Raw genomic sequence first — 15,092 nt, forward strand, 5'->3', positions numbered from 1 at the left:
ATAATCTGTGAAAACTCCTGATGTTGTAAAAGATATCAGGAGTTTTTAATTTTTGAGAAATAGCAATTCATGAAAATCAGTAAAAAGACCGTTCTCAATATTGTATTGATTCTTTTTATCCTATCGTTTTTTGTCACTCCCATTGGGTATTACGGAAAAATTTGGTTGAACAGACTGTTTGCCTTTTCTCCTTCGGTAATTGAAGAAGCAGAGCAACAAAAAATCACTGATTACGATTGGAGACTGAAAGATGAGGAGTGGAACTTTTTCAATTTCGAAGAATCCAAGGGAAATGTGATTCTAATTAACCTTTGGGCGTCATGGCGTTTGCCTTCCGAGGCCGAACTTGCAAGTATTCAGGAATTGTACGACAAATACAAGGGCAAGATGGATTTCTATATTATTACCAATGAGGAGCAAGAACCGGTAGAGGCCTTTATGGAAGAACATGAATTTACCTTTCCCGTGACCTATTTGATCATAGGGGATAAAATGGCCGTGGATACCAGCAAAGTCCCATCTTCGTATTTGATTGATAAATCAGGTAATATTGTGATACACGAAGAAGGAATCTCAGATTGGAGTACCAAAAAAATATACAAACTGTTGGATGAATTGATTGCAGAATGAAGAAGTTGACCAAAGAACAAATCAGTAATGGGATATGGATATTGGCCATATTGCTCATTCTTTTTACCCCTGTGGGATTCCATGTGAGGGTTTTGGTCAATAAAGTGGTAGCCACGGTAATCAGTCCAAGCACTGTTGATAAGGACGAACAAGCAGCCTTGGGAAGCTATAATTGGAGTCTTGTTGGTTTGGATGGGGAACCTATGAACTTGCAATCAAAAAAGGGAGAAGTTGTCTTGGTCAATGTATGGGCCACTTGGTGTCCGCCATGTGTTGCCGAACTTCCCGGTTTTATTGATTTGTACTCGGATTATAAGGACAAGGTCACTTTTGCCTTCGTTGCCAATGATGAAAAGGATAAAGTCGTAGCCTTTCTAGAAAAAAAGGGATATGAATTGCCGGTGTACTTTCAAGCATCTGCTACGCCAACTGAGTTGGAAAGCGGTAGTATTCCCGTAACTTATATTATTGATAAACAAGGTAACATAGTGGTGGATAAAACGGGTGCAGCCAATTGGAATTCCGATAAGACCCGAAGCTTGCTGGACGATTTGGTGGCGGAATAACTATTTCTTTTTGAAATATTTGAAAGGGACTACCAACATACCAAAGCATTCCCCATCTTCCTTACCTAAATGTTTGTGATGGATTTTATGGGCCCTACGTACCCCACGGGCATACCAATTATTGGCATTTCGGAACATTTTGAACCGCTGGTGTATAAAAATATCATGCACGGTAAAATAGGCAATGCCATAAGCTAAAATACCAAAGCCCAAAGGCCAACCGTACCAAAAAGAAGTGTAGCTGCCCAAGTAAAAGAGCGTCATGCTGACAACTGCATAAAAGATGAAAAAGGCATCATTGCGTTCAAACCAAGAATCATGGTCCTTTTTATGGTGGTCTTTATGCAGGCTCCATAGAAAACCGTGCATCACATATTTATGCGTAAACCAAGCCATAAACTCCATGAAACAGAAGGTTGCCAAGAAAATCAATATCCAGAGTGCTACTTTCATTGTACCAATTGTAGTTTATAATTTACATAAGATTGTGCCAAAAGACCAAATTTTTGGTAGTTGGGTACCCGAATCCTGGAATTCTTGATTTCCATAGGAGGGGTGCCCTGTAATTTTTGAAGTAACTTTTTGTAGTATCTGTAGGCTGTATATACCCCGAATTTAGCTTGCTCTGGCAATTTTACGATACCTGAATAACCAAGGGCAAAATCCGCTTTTATCTCATTTACGATTCGTTTTTTGGACACTTCGTCCAACTCCAACAAGTTGGTGTTCGGGAAATACGTTCGGTTCAAACCTTCAAAATCTGCTTTCAGGTCACGTAGAAAGTTCACTTTTTGGAAAGCGGAACCCAATGCCATGGCAGATTCTTTCAATTCTTCGTACTTCTCTTTGTCCCCTTTTACAAATACACACAAGCACATCAACCCTACCACATCGGCGGAGCCATAGATATACTCACGGTATTCATCAAAAGTCTCGTAATTTTTCTTTGTGAGGTCCATTCGCATACTCTTCATAAAAGACGCTACCAAATGGTACGGAATATCATATTTATGAAAGGTATGCTGAAAGGAATTCAATATGGGGTTCAAACTGATTTTGTCCTCTAGTGCCTGCTCCATATCCTTTTCAAAGGCATCGAATAATTTTGCCTTATCGTAATCATGGAAAGTGTCCACAATTTCATCCGCAAAGCGCACAAATCCATAAATATTGTAGATGTCGGCACGTATGGATGGTGCCAACATTTTAGTGGCCAAAGAGAAAGAGGTGCTGTAAGACCGGGTAACGACCTTGCTGCAGTGGTACGAAACATCGTCAAAAATAGTTTTCATCTTTTTACTTTTTAATGATTAAATCAGCCACCAGTTTACCGGATATCAGGGATGGTGGGACCCCTGGTCCGGGAACGGTCAACTGACCGGTAAAGAACAAGTTTTTTACCTTGCTACTTTTGAGGTTAGGTCGTAAAAAAGCAGTTTGGCGCAACGTATTGGCCAAACCATAGGCGTTGCCTTTATAAGAGTTGTACTGTTCCACAAAATCGTTTACACAGAAACTCTCCTTAAAAATTACTGATTTTTTTACAGTTTGTTTTGTTAAATTTTCAAATCGGTCCATTACAATATCGTAATATTGGTCCCTGAGTTGAGGGGTATCTTCCAAGCCTGGGGCAATCGGAACCAGGAAAAAGCCCGTTTCCTTTCCGCTAGGAGCCATCGATGTATCGGTCACGGATGGGAAATTGGCATAGAACAATGGGTTACTTGGCCATTGTGGGTTGTCATAGATTTCTTGTGCATGTTTTTCAAAATCGGTATCAAAGAACAGGTTGTGATGCTCGATGTTTTCCAATTTTTTGTCAAAACCAATGTAAAACAACAAAGAGGAGGGAGCATAGGTCTTTTTGTCCCAGTACTCTTCGGAATATTGTCGGTATTTTTTATCGAGCAAGGTTTCTGAATGATGATAATCCGCACCACTTACCACATAATCCGCTAAATGGTTGGCCCCTTTACTGCGAATTCCAAGAACCTCGCCATCGGATACCAAAATGTGACTTGCAGGGCTTTGGGTGTGTATGGTAACCCCCAATTCTTCGGCCAGGCTTTTCATTGCTTTAATGATTTCGTACATACCTCCCTTTGGATGCCACGTGCCCAGACCGAAATCGGCAAAATTCATAAAACTGTAGAAGGATGGGGTCTTGTTCGGCTTTGCCCCCAAGAACAGCACCGGAAATTCCAAGGTGGATACCAGTTTTGGGTTTTTGAACCGCTTGCGGACCTGTTGGCTGATGGTCTTGAAAAATTGATCCACTTTTAAAACCGTTTCCTTGGTTACCAGTTCCAAAGGTGATAGCCCGGGACGAAGCACCACTTTATTGATGGCGATGTCATAATTTTCTTGGGCTTCGCTTATAAATTGCTTCAGATGTTCACTGCTTCCAGCCTCAATGCGTTCGAACTCTGCACAGATATTCTCCATGCAATCCCCTATGGTAATGGTATCGTCCTCAAAGAAGATTTTATAGGCCGGGTTTAACTTGTCCAGTTGATAATAATCAGAGGTTTTCTTATTGAAATCCGCGAAAAACTTATCAAAAATATCAGGCATCCAATACCAGCTGGGGCCAATGTCAAAAGTGAACCCGTCCTGTACCAATTGGCGCGCCCTGCCGCCAACGGTATCATTTTTTTCGAACATTTCGACCTCGTATCCAGCATTGGCTAAATAACATGAGGCGGAAAGGGATGAAAAACCAGAACCAATGACAATTACTTTTCCCATTGTGGTTTACAGGTTTTCTATAAATTGATTGATGGATTTGAAGATGGTAATTGGACCTAGCGGTTTTTCTTCACTGATTTCCTGTATTTGGTGGCCCAATACGTATAATTTGGACCCTTTTGATTTACTCAAAACTTCACGGAATTGTTCAAAATAATCTTCGATTTCATCTTTGGTTGGCGATACAGTGAAATAGGATACAAATCTAGGATTGCTATAATATTTCAAAAGATCTTCCAAGCTCACAATGGGCATGGTCTGACCTAAATAAATGGTTTTGTAACCCTGCAGAGCCAATTGATAGTTGATATACAAAAGTCCCAACTCATGAATCTCGTTCTCAGGTAAAAAGAGTACGTATACTTCATCTTTGATTGTTGGGGCTTCAAACTGAAGCTTTTCCGTATGAATATAAATCTTTTGTTTGATGAGGTTGGAAATAAAATGTTCGTGCGCAGGACTGATGGTGTTGGTCTGCCATAAGAGTCCGAGTTCGTTAAGAAGTGGAATGAACACCTCGTTGAAGATCTGCGTGAACGATTTCTCTTCCATGAGCCCATTGTAGGTCTTCAAGAAAAGCGATTGGTCAAAGTTTAGCATTGCTAATTTAAAAGAGTTCAGTGCATGGCTCTTTTCACTCTTTTCAGCAATTATTTCATTGACGAGGGCAGGAATTTTTCCCTCTTCCAATTTGGCGATTTTTGAAATTTTATACCCATTGTTATAGAGCAGGGTAACGTTCAATAACTTTTGCAGACTTTCGAGATTGTAGGTGCGGATGTTCGTATCTGTCCTTTCTGGGCTGAACAAATTATATCTCTTTTCCCAAATTCGGATGGTATGGGCCTTGATGCCAGAAAGGTTTTCCATATCCCGAATACTAAAAGAAGTTTTTACGTTGTTCATTTTTTTTTATTAAACGTTAAACAAATTTACAATTAAATGGATGCCATCCTAGTTTTTTATCATAAAATTTAGATTCTCTTTTAAGGGAGCCACTGACTTTTGCGGGCTAAATGAAATCTTCTGGGAAGGGGCCAAAACCAAAAAAACCGCAAGAGATTGCGGTTTTTTCTGTGCCCACGACTGGAGTCGAACCAGCACGTCCTTACGAACACTACCCCCTCAAGGTAGCGTGTCTACCAATTCCACCACGTGGGCTTTGGAATTTTAGGTGTGCAAATATAATTTTTTTGGACAAAAGGTCTGTATTTTAATGCCTTTTTCTAAAGGTCACTTTTTGTCGGTAACGGTTGGGAGGACTTTGCACAAAGTTTACAAAATCATAATATCCACCCGTTCTTATTTTTATGAAATTTGTTGCTGATGAAGCACCCCCATACACATCAAGCGCACGATTTATTAGCTGTCCGAGTCCAAAATTCCGATAGAGCTGCTTTCAATGCCTTGTTTTCCGAGTTGTGGGAGCCCATGTATGTTTACGCTGCTTCTCTGGTAATGAACGATTCCCTTGCAAAAGATTTGGTGCAGGACATCTGGATAGATTATTGGCAGCGAAGGGAGAGTGTAGAAGTAAGAAACATCAAATCATACCTCTTTAAGGCCATTCGTTATAAATGCTACAATGCTTTAAGGGATGTAAAGTTCAATGAAACACAAATAGAGGCGGCCAATTCCATCTACGTAGCTCCAGAAATGGAACTGGAAGAGGATGTTCTGGAACTGACCAAACGGATTGATGTGAGTTTGGCCAATCTGCCTCAAAGGTGCCAAGAAGTGTTCAGGTTGAGCCGGATACACCATATCAGCAATAAAGAAATCGCAAAGCAACTGAACATCTCCCATCGTTCGGTCGAAAATCAAATATCCTTTGCCCTTAGACGACTTAGGAAGGATCTCTCCATTGTTAAGTCAATGTTCCTTTGATAAGTGTTTTTCTTAGCTAAAGGTTAAGAGGACTCCCTTAACTTTAAGTAATCATTAAACCCCATTTTTTGAGTGTGCGTCCATGTGCGTTTCCGGTACTTCTAGTTGAAATGGACACACAATGACTGAAAATGAGATTAAGGTTTTGATGAAGAAATACCTCAATGGTACCATTACCAAAGAAGAGGAATCCCTTCTGGAAGCATTTGATCATAAACTGCTTTCCGAGAACCATCGAGATATATTCAAGAATCCAAAACATAAGCAACAACTTTATCAAAAGTTGGCAAAGGGCATTGAAGGTTCCCGAAGAAAAAATCCCATGTACAAGTGGACGGGTATTGCAGCTTCCATAATCATTGCAATTGGTCTCGGGAATTTTGGATTCAATCACTATTCCCATGAGCAGGATATTGTCCAACCTACGGTTTTACTTACCAAAACCACGGAATGGGGTCAAAAGTTGAATTTGGTCTTGGCCGATGGGACCGAGGTGTATTTGAACTCGGGGAGCACCATAAAATTCCCCCAGCGTTTTGATGGAAATAGCAGAGAGGTCGAACTGGAGGGAGAAGCCTTTTTTAATGTGGCCGAAAACCCCAACAAACCCTTTATCATTAAATCGGGGGAGGTGGAGACCACAGTATTGGGAACTTCGTTTAATGTGAACACCTATTCGGATAGCCAACACGTGGCGGTTACCGTGGCCACTGGCAAGGTAAAAGTGGCATCCCTAGCTAGCGAGATTTTCCTATTGCCCAATGAACAAGGTGTTTTTGACAAAGAGTCAAAATCCATTTCCAAGGAAAGAATAGACATCGCCAGTTTTCTGAATTGGAAAGATGGAATCATTCATTTTGAGGATGCGGAACTGTCCCAAGTACTGCAGACCTTGGAACGCTGGTATGGGGTAAGCTTTTTGGTGGACAATGAAAATATTGGCGATTGCCATATTACCGCAACGTACGACAATGAAAGATTGGATGCCATTCTGGAAAGCATAGTCTATGCAAAAAAGGGAATTCAGTACCAGTTTTTAGACAATCATAAAATCCAATTAATGGGTAGATGCACAGACTAAAAACCGACTTAAACCAAAATATCATCAGTATGACATAAAACAAACACCTAAAAAAAGAGACAGCCCGTAACACTTTGGCGAGCGGAAACAGGCTGTCGACTGTTCAATAATTACAAATACTTATAACCATTTAAACATTATGTGAAATTATGAATTCACTAACTATTAAACAATTAATCAAATTGACATTCCATACATTTTGCTTTCTGATTGTTTTGTCGCTCCTGAATCCGGTGCTTGCCGCCGATGCCAGAGGACAGAGCCTGGAAAGTTTTAGAGTGGATTTGTCCGTGGACGACGCCACCGTAGTAGATGTGCTGAGGCAAATTGAAGGCCAGACCGACTTTAAATTTGTGTACGACAGAAAGGTAGATAGGTTACGGAATACCTATGATATCGTTTACCAAAACGTTTCCCTGAAATCTGTTTTGGAATTGATGGCCAAAGATGCCGACCTTACTTTTAGAAGAATAAACAATACCATTTCCATAGATGTAAAACCCAAGGCCCCAAAACTTGTGGTCGAAGTGGTTTATTTAACCGTTACGGGACAAGTGACCGATGAAAACGGAATACCATTGGCAGGTGCCTCGGTAATGGAAAAGGGTAGAGGCAATGGAACCATTACTGATTTTGATGGTAACTTCTCCATCGATGTGGAAAGCGACGCTGTCCTTCAGATTTCCTATTTGGGATATAAGCCCCAAGAAGTCGCGGTAGATGGACGCAGTACCATCAATGTACAGTTGGAGCAAGACGCCACTATGTTGGAAGATGTTGTGGTCGTTGGATATGGAACCCAAAGGAAAACCGATGTAACAGGGTCCATCGCTTCCGTGGACAGTGAAGAATTCAACAAGGGTATTGTAATGAACCCAGGACAACTTTTACAAGGTAAAGTGGCCGGTGTGAATATTTCCAATGTAAGTGGTGAGCCTGGTGCAGAGCAAGATGTAATCATCAGGGGTGTGGGAAGTCTACGTTCAGGGACCACGCCACTTTATGTTATCGATGGTTTTGCCTTGGACAATACCAGCACCGGGGTTCCAACTAACCCATTGAACTTCATTAACCCACAGGATATTAAAAGTATCGATGTGTTGAAGGATGCCTCTGCAGCAGCCATTTATGGGGCTAGGGCCGCCAATGGGGTAATTGTGATTACCACCAAAAGAGGTAAGGCAGGTAGAACCCAAATGGACCTTAATGTTTCCACTGGTTTTTCAACCTTGGCCAATCAAGTGGATGTTTTTTCCGCAGACCGTTTTAGACAAGAAGTGGTTGCCACTGGAGGTACATTGGAAGATGGAGGAGCCAATACCAACTGGCAAGATGCCTTGAGTAGGACAGGGTTTTCAAAGAACGTGAACTTTGCCATGAGTGGGGCATCGGACCAATTTTCTTACCGTGCCTCTTTGGGAGTGAACGACCAAGAAGGAATTCTTAGGGGCAATGATCTTAAGCGTTATTCAGGAAGGTTGAACTTGACCCAAAGGGCCTTCAACGATCGTTTAAAGATTGAGTTCAATATGACGGCGACAAGAACCGAGAACCTACGTGCAGATGCACGTGCCATTGTGGGCGACATGCTCCAGTTGAATCCTACCTTGCCATTGTACACTGATGGTCAACCAACTCTGCTGGACAACATGCTCAATCCTTTGACCAGAGAGCGAATTTACAGCGACGACGCCGTGAACCATCGTATTTTGGCCAACTTGGCTCCTTCTGTGGAAATCGTGAAAGGACTTACCTATAAATTGAACTTGGGTGTTGATTATTCTACAACCGATAGGGATATACAGCTGAAACCATATTCCTTGTTGGAGGATTACATCAGAGGCGAGCTGAACAGTATCTACACGACCAATAAGAACAGCTTGATTGAAAATACGTTGACCTACAACTTGACAACGGAGCAGCACAACTTTACTTTTTTGGTCGGTCATACCTACCAGGAAACCTATGTGCACCAGAAGAGTTTTGAGATGGAAGGCTTTTCCGATAACGGAATCGATCCAAAATATCAGGATCAGATCAGTTCAGAGGATACACCGACCTATATGAACACTTATGCGACCAAAAATGAATTGCAGTCTTTCTTTGGAAGGGCCAACTATGTTTTCGATAACAGATATATGTTAACGGCCACTATGAGGGCAGATGGTTCGTCCAAGTTCGGAGGAAACAACAAATACGGGTATTTCCCATCCGTGGCCGCTGGCTGGAACATTATGAACGAAGAGTTTCTTAGTTCCAATGCAACCGTTAACAATTTGAAACTAAGGGCCAGCTGGGGTAGAACAGGTAACCAAGAGATTCCTTCAAAAATTACCAAAAGAAGTTTTACCGATAGCAGGGACAATAACGATTCCTATCCAATAAACGGAGACGAAAGTACCCTGGCAGACTATCCGTACGGAACTATCTTTACACGTTTGGCCAATCCCGATATTCAATGGGAAGTGTCGGAGCAGTTGGATTTTGGTCTGGATTTTGGCTTGTTCAACAATCGTTTGTCCGGTACTTTGGATTATTTCAATAAGGTATCCGAGAACATTTTGTTGGAAGTGACCCCTGCAGATCCTGTACAGCCAACCGATAAATATTGGACCAACATTCCGGATATGGAAATCAAGAACAGCGGTATAGAGTTTTCCTTGGATTATCATAGCGATTACAGTAAGGATTTCTCTTATAACATTGGAGGAAACTTTGCCTATACCAAAAACGAGGTTTCCAATTCTCCTTACGAAGTCTTGACCACAGGAGCCGCACAGGGAGCTGGTCAGACCGATGCGACCATTAACGGAAACATCAATGGCGAGCCTATCGGCGCATTTTACATGCAGGAATTCTTGGGGATCGGGGACGATGGCCTAAGTATATTGTCCGATGACAGACAAGTAGTGGGAAGTGCATTGCCCGACCTGATCTATGCATTCTATCTCAACTTCAACTACAAGAACTTTGATCTTGGTTTGAATTTTAACGGGGTATCCGGCAACAAGGTGTACAATCACACAGCTATGTCGTTGTTCAGCAAAGGGCTTTTGAGCTCCAACTTCAACACAACATCCATTGCTACAGAATTTCCCAACGAGGATATTACCAACTCCAATGCCGTATCCACCAGATATTTGGAGGATGGCGATTTCTTGAGGTTGAACAATGCCACTTTAGGGTACAACTTGAACCCTGAACTCGTTGGACTTGATGGTTTGGTCAATACGATTCGATTCTCCGTAACAGGACAAAACTTGTTCGTGATAACGGATTACAATGGTTTTGATCCTGAAATCAATTCAAACTTGACTATTGATGGCATACAGACCTTTGGGATCGATTACTTCAACTATCCCAAAACAAGAACCCTTGTATTTGGCTTAAACGTATCATTCTAATCAAAAAAACACTTCAAAAAATGAAGCATAAAATAATAATCGCACTATTTGGAATTGGCTTACTGTCCAATGTAAGCTGCACCGATCTGGAAGAAGAAGTTATTGATGAATCCCTGGAGGGTAGTGGACAGGCCGAAGCTATCAGCGGTGCCATTGCACCAGCCTATGGTCAAATCTCATGGACTTGGAGACACACCAATTATTACGGATTGCAACTGATTCCCGCCGACGAGGCCATATTGCCTTACCGAGGGGGTACGGACTGGTATGACAACGGAAAGTTTATCGAAGTGCACCAGCACGATATTGCACCCAGCAACGATTTGGTGGGAAGCTCCTGGAACGAGGTCACACGTAATATTTCCAGAACCCTCACTGCCATTGAGGTATTACAACCATTGGCCGAAGCAGGAGATGCCCAGGCAGAGGGTGCCTTGCATGAAATGATCGCACTGCGGGCCTATTTGAACATGTTGACCTTGGACAGCTGGGGATTGGCTTTTAGAAAAGAGGCCTCCGGAGAGCTTTCAGAAATAATCAGAGGGCAGGAAGCCATTGATTATATCGAGAGTGAATTGCTTTCCGTGGTAGATGTCATAAATACCAGCAGAGGGCCTGGAAGGATTACCCAAGCCACGGTATGGGGCTTTTTGGCCAGATTGAATCTCAACTCCGCAGTATATCGCAATCCTTATGGTACTCCCGATTTTACAACAGAGGACATGGACAAAGTGATTGAGTATACCGACAATATCATCGAATCGGGCATGTATTCGCTGTCTCCAGAGTATTTTGAACTCTTCAATGATGAGAACCATGATAATCCTGAACTGATTTTTGCCTTAGATCAGCGTGGGGTAATGAACAGGGAGCACAGCCGTTGGGCCTATTGGTCTTTGGCTGGTTCTTGGTATCCTAGACCGGAACATCCCAGTGCTGATGGTACCGATGGACCTGCTATTACTTCTGATTTTTACCAGACTTGGGTGGATGCCTATGGGGATCTAGATCCTGCCGAGGCCGATGCCAGATTCTATCAGGAAAACCAAATGATTCCGGCTGAACTTCAAGACCTTACCGGTGTAACTCCAGAGAATGATGAAGATCACTACTATTGTATGTCCGCTGAGGACTTTGAAATCAATCGTGGAATCATAAGAGGTGTGATCTGGGGACCCCGTAAAGATGAGAATGGTTCTTTCTATACATGTGATGAGGGGTACCGCATCTATCCTGTTATCCAAAGAAAAGGAAATGGACCGGATAAGGATACGGATTATGTGAACCATTCCTTGCAAGTGGATTTTACCAACGAGGGCAGATTGCACAAAAATGGTTATCGCGTATCCAAATACCAGTTCAGCCGCACCTCGCCCAATGGCAATAATTACAGTAGCGTGGATTTGGTGTTGATGCGCTTGGCGGAGATTTATTTAATGCGTGCCGAAGCAAAATTAAGGACCGGTGATAACGCAGGTGCCTTGGCCGATGTAAATACAGTGCGAACCTCGAGAACAGCACGTCCAGAACAGACTCCAGCTCCTTTGGCTTCCATTGATTTGGATATCATGTTCAGAGAACGTGGATTCGAATTGTACTGGGAAGGCTTTAGAAGAGGGGACCAAATTCGTTTTGGCCACTATGAAGACAGTTGGACAGAAAAAACAGACGACAACGTATATCACAGATTGTTCCCGATTCCTCAAAATGCCATAGATGGGGCATCCAATGTTGCAGGGTATTTGGAACAGAATGAAGGCTATTAATCAGGTGTATTTTTTAGCTAAGCGGCAAGTTGGTTTTTCCACTTGCCGCTTACATTTTTGTAAAAGAAAAAGAACAGACGCATGAAGATTTCAGTAAAGACAGCTGCCGCATCCATGGCCATTTTATGGTTAGCAGGCTGCAATACATCAATAAAAGAAGAGAAACCGGAAGCAACCCCCCAAGAAGAACCCTTGAGCATCATCTTTATGATAGGTGATGGAATGGGGGTGCCACAAGTGTCAACAGCTTACTATTTTGGTGATAGTTTGCCTAATTTTTCCAGATTTAAGCATATAGGGCTTCATAAAACCTCGGACAAAGTATATAGGATTACCGATTCAGCGGCAGGAGCCACAGCTTTTTCCATTGGGGAGAAAACCTATAAAAGAGCTATCGGTGTGTCTGTAGATTCCATTCCAAAGGAAACCATTTTGAAACGATTGCAAGACGATGGTTATCAAACAGGCTTAATCAGTTTAACCACCATAACGCATGCGACACCTGCGAGTTTCTATGCACACGTTCCCGATCGGGACATGCACGAGGAAATAGCCGCTCAGTTGATCGATGCTGAGGTGGATTTCTTTGCTGGCGGAGGGAAAAAGTTCTTTGATAATAGGGAAGACGGTAGAAATCTTTTTGAAGAATTGATGGGCAAGAATTACCATTTGGATACCTTGGGACTTTCGGAAACCGTAAAGGATAAAAAGAATGCCTACTTACTGGCCGACGATGGTATTCCTTCAAAAATAGATGGGCGAAAAAATTACTTGTCAGAAGCAACGACCATGGCCTTGGAGTATTTCGATCAAAAGCAAGAACCGTTTTTTATGATGGTCGAAGGTTCATACATAGATTGGGGAGGACATGCCGAAAATGCGGAAATGATGATTTCAGAAGTGTTGGATTTTGACAAGACCTTAGGCGTTGTGTTGGATTATGTGGAAAACAATCCGAATACCTTGTTGGTGGTCACAGCAGATCATGAAACTGGAGGTGTGAGTATCGGAAAACATTATGTCGTGGACGATAGCACGGGTAAGAAGACAGAAGTGCCTGAAAAGGTCACTGTTTATTTTAACTCCAACCAACATAGCGGTGAGCTTATCCCTGTTTTCGCAGCTGGACAGGGAGCGGAAAACTTTCAAGGTATCTACGAAAATAACGAGATTTACCACAAAATGATCAACACCATAAACCAATCAAAATGAAAAAAAGAGCCGTCTTCATTCTTTTAGTAGGGAGTGTTTTCTTTATTACGGGAAAGATATTTTCACAAAATACATCCTACAAAGTCCATTCCCATAACGATTATGCCCAAGATCTGCCCTTTTGGTATGCCTACAGCAATGGTGCATCCTCCATCGAAGCTGATGTTTTTTTAAAGAACAGTATGCTCTACGTGACTCATGCCGAGGATGAGATAATCGAGGAGCATACCTTGGACAAATTATATCTGGATAGATTGAACAATTTGGAGGCATCAGGAGAACTGCGCGAGCTACAGTTGCTTATCGATCTTAAGTCTGATGCTTATGCCACGCTTGAAAAGCTGGAAGAGGTGTTGAAAACCTATCCCAACCTTATCAATGGGGATAAAGTCAAATTTGTGATTTCAGGGAATCGTCCCCGACCAGAAGAATACCAAAATTATCCACCCTTTATTTGGTTTGACCATCAGAATTTGGAGGAGTTGAGCCATATGGATCTAAGTAAAGTGGCACTGGTGAGTTCCAGCTATAAGAATTATTCCGTTTGGAATGGATATGGTAGAATGACAGCTCCTGATCTGGAAAAAGTAAAAGAAGCCATAACCAAGGCAAAGGCATCGGGAAAACCATTCCGTTTTTGGGCCACGCCAGATACAAAGACTGCTTGGGCCCGTTTGGCCCATTTGGGGGTCGACTACATCAATACGGATAAACCGGCACTGGCTGAACAGTATCTGGATAAACTTGAAGGAAACACCTTCACTTTGGAAAATCCAGTTGCCGTTTACCAACCCAAATATGAGTATGATCAAGGTGTCAAACCCACCAATATCATTTTAATGATTGGGGATGGAAATGGTCTGGCACAGATTACTTCGGCCATGATAGCCAATCGTGGTAAGCTGACCCTGACGGGCTTAAAAAACATCGGATTGGTAAAAACAGCTTCATACGATGACCTGATTACCGATTCTGCAGCAGGAGCTACAGCCATGGCTACAGGAAAAAAAACAAATAATAGGGCTATTGGTACCGATCCAGAGGGCCAGGCGTTGCCCAACTTGATCGATGCCCTGAGCAAAAAGGACTTTAATACAGCCATAGTTTCCACGGATGCCATTTATGGGGCCACGCCGTCATCGTTTTATGCTCACCGAGTGGAGCGGGACGACACCCCGGGATTGATCGAGGACCTGAAAAGTAGTCCGTTGGATTTATTTATTGCAGGAGGGGAAAAGGACAAAGAATCCATCGCAAAAGTATTTAGTGAACAGCAACTGGATAACCTTTCCGATTTTAAGAACCCGACTGGGATTTATTTGGGCGATAACAAAGCACCCTCCATTTCAAATGGCAGAGGGAGTATGTTGCCCAAAAGTGTGGCAAAAGCATTATCTGTTCTGGAATCAAAGGAAGAACCATTTTTTCTAATGGTCGAAGGGGCACAAATTGACAACGGAGGCCATTCCAATAGCACAAGCGATATTGTGCGGGAAATGCTCGATTTTGATCAGACCGTTGCGGAAGCATTGAAGTTTGCCGATGCGAACCAAAATACCCTTGTTATCATTACTGCGGATCATGAAACCTCTGGTTTTGGTATTGTTGGGGGCAGTCTGGAAGATGGCTCTGTTCAAGGCGATTTTTTAACCGTGGACCATACGGGTATCATGGTGCCTTTGTTTTCCTATGGACCCAAATCCGAAAATTTCAATGGTATTTATGAGAACACCGAGATTTTCCATAAAATCTTGGAAATTCTAGATCGATCATAAGTCGAAGGCATCTGATTATTATA

The 15,092-nt window shown here is 42.4% G+C and carries 12 protein-coding genes and 1 tRNA gene; 8 read left to right on the forward strand and 5 right to left on the reverse strand.

Annotated elements, in window-relative coordinates:
• Positions 1-69: 69 nt before the first annotated feature.
• Positions 70-630, forward strand: a complete 561-nt coding sequence (locus EO132_RS14690; protein WP_127138573.1) for a TlpA family protein disulfide reductase — start codon at positions 70-72, stop codon at positions 628-630.
• On the forward strand, positions 627-1,196 hold the full coding sequence (locus EO132_RS14695) for a TlpA family protein disulfide reductase (protein ID WP_127138574.1): 570 nt from the start codon (positions 627-629) through the stop codon (positions 1,194-1,196). Before EO132_RS14690 ends, EO132_RS14695 begins: the two co-directional genes overlap by 4 nt.
• Here the strand turns inward: EO132_RS14695 and EO132_RS14700 are convergent, their stop codons facing one another.
• The 5 genes from EO132_RS14700 to EO132_RS14720 all read right to left on the reverse strand — a co-directional run bounded on the left by EO132_RS14700 (position 1,197) and on the right by EO132_RS14720 (position 5,105).
• Positions 1,197-1,649, reverse strand: a complete 453-nt coding sequence (locus EO132_RS14700; protein WP_127138575.1) for a sterol desaturase family protein — start codon at positions 1,647-1,649, stop codon at positions 1,197-1,199.
• Complete coding sequence (locus tag EO132_RS14705; RefSeq protein WP_127138576.1) at positions 1,646-2,488, reverse strand: phytoene/squalene synthase family protein; 843 nt, start codon at positions 2,486-2,488, stop codon at positions 1,646-1,648. The genes EO132_RS14700 and EO132_RS14705 overlap by 4 nt, the downstream gene beginning before the upstream one ends.
• Before the next feature lie 4 nt (positions 2,489-2,492).
• The gene (locus tag EO132_RS14710) at positions 2,493-3,944 is read right to left on the reverse strand and encodes a phytoene desaturase family protein (protein ID WP_127138577.1); all 1,452 of its coding nucleotides are present in this window, start codon (positions 3,942-3,944) and stop codon (positions 2,493-2,495) included.
• A gap of 6 nt (positions 3,945-3,950) precedes the next feature.
• Positions 3,951-4,850: a MerR family transcriptional regulator gene (locus EO132_RS14715; RefSeq protein ID WP_127138578.1), complete on the reverse strand. Its 900-nt coding sequence runs from the start codon at positions 4,848-4,850 to the stop codon at positions 3,951-3,953.
• A 171-nt stretch (positions 4,851-5,021) separates the two neighbouring features.
• Positions 5,022-5,105 (reverse strand) — tRNA-Leu (locus EO132_RS14720).
• Positions 5,106-5,270: 165 nt separating this feature from the next.
• Between EO132_RS14720 and EO132_RS14725 the strand changes: the two genes are divergently transcribed.
• From EO132_RS14725 to EO132_RS14750, 6 genes are all read left to right on the forward strand, one after another.
• Entirely contained in the window at positions 5,271-5,831 is a 561-nt protein-coding gene (locus EO132_RS14725; protein ID WP_127138579.1) for an RNA polymerase sigma-70 factor, read from the forward strand.
• A 121-nt stretch (positions 5,832-5,952) separates the two neighbouring features.
• Positions 5,953-6,912 (forward strand): FecR family protein, encoded by a 960-nt coding sequence (locus tag EO132_RS14730; protein ID WP_127138580.1) that lies wholly within the window; start codon positions 5,953-5,955, stop codon positions 6,910-6,912.
• A gap of 149 nt (positions 6,913-7,061) precedes the next feature.
• A complete protein-coding gene (locus EO132_RS14735) occupies positions 7,062-10,316 on the forward strand; it encodes a SusC/RagA family TonB-linked outer membrane protein (RefSeq protein ID WP_127138581.1) in 3,255 nt (1,084 codons plus the stop codon).
• A gap of 20 nt (positions 10,317-10,336) precedes the next feature.
• Positions 10,337-12,082 (forward strand): RagB/SusD family nutrient uptake outer membrane protein, encoded by a 1,746-nt coding sequence (locus EO132_RS14740; protein ID WP_127138582.1) that lies wholly within the window; start codon positions 10,337-10,339, stop codon positions 12,080-12,082.
• 81 nt (positions 12,083-12,163) lie between these two features.
• Positions 12,164-13,294, forward strand: coding sequence for an alkaline phosphatase (locus EO132_RS14745; protein WP_127138583.1), 1,131 nt, complete (start codon positions 12,164-12,166; stop codon positions 13,292-13,294).
• Positions 13,291-15,069, forward strand: coding sequence for an alkaline phosphatase (locus EO132_RS14750; RefSeq protein ID WP_127138584.1), 1,779 nt, complete (start codon positions 13,291-13,293; stop codon positions 15,067-15,069). The genes EO132_RS14745 and EO132_RS14750 overlap by 4 nt, the downstream gene beginning before the upstream one ends.
• Positions 15,070-15,092 lie beyond the last annotated feature (23 nt).

The organism is Flagellimonas oceanensis (genome assembly GCF_003992595.1).
Taxonomy (GTDB): domain Bacteria; phylum Bacteroidota; class Bacteroidia; order Flavobacteriales; family Flavobacteriaceae; genus Flagellimonas; species Flagellimonas oceanensis.